Annotated in this window: 1 protein-coding gene; it reads right to left on the bottom strand. The window is 48.9% G+C overall.

The window, feature by feature from the left end:
• The coding region (locus R8N47_RS27205; protein WP_318186369.1) for a 4Fe-4S dicluster domain-containing protein at nt 1-570 on the bottom strand (570 nt) is incomplete at both ends.

Here is a 570-nt window from a genome sequence, read left to right as displayed (position 1 = left end):
CACAGTCAATACAGTCACCTAAGCCCAGTTGTTTTGGATCGGCTTTACGTGAACGCGGACCGCGCTTTTCACCACGTTTGGTATCGTAACCGACGATGAACGTGTCTTTGTCGAACATCGCTGATTGAAAACGCGCGTAAGGACACATGTGAATACACATGATTGAGCGCATCCAACCTGCGTTGCCGTAAGTACAGATGGCAAAGAACATGACCCAGAATACTGGCCAGAAGTTCGCGTTGAAGGTGAAGAAATCAATCACCAGCTGTTTCATCGGTACAAAGTAACCAACAAAGGTGAAGCCTGTGGCGAGCGCGATAGCAAACCAAGCGGTGTGCTTGAGTGTTTTACGCATGGCTAAGTTGGCGGTGAGTTTATTGGCGTCTTGTTTGCGACGTTTATTCGCGCTGCCTTCGAGTTTTTCTTCAAACCAGATGTACATGAAGGTCCAGACGGTTTGTGGGCAGAGATAGCCACACCAGACTCGGCCTAAAAAGGTGGTAATGAAGAACAGGCCAAACGCGGCGATCACAAAGAGCAGAGCGAGTAGGGTCAGATCTTGCGGATAAA

This window comes from Vibrio sp. 2132-1 (genome assembly GCF_033344315.1).
Note: the sequence above shows the minus strand (reverse complement) of the source record. Positions and strands in the feature narration are given on the sequence as shown.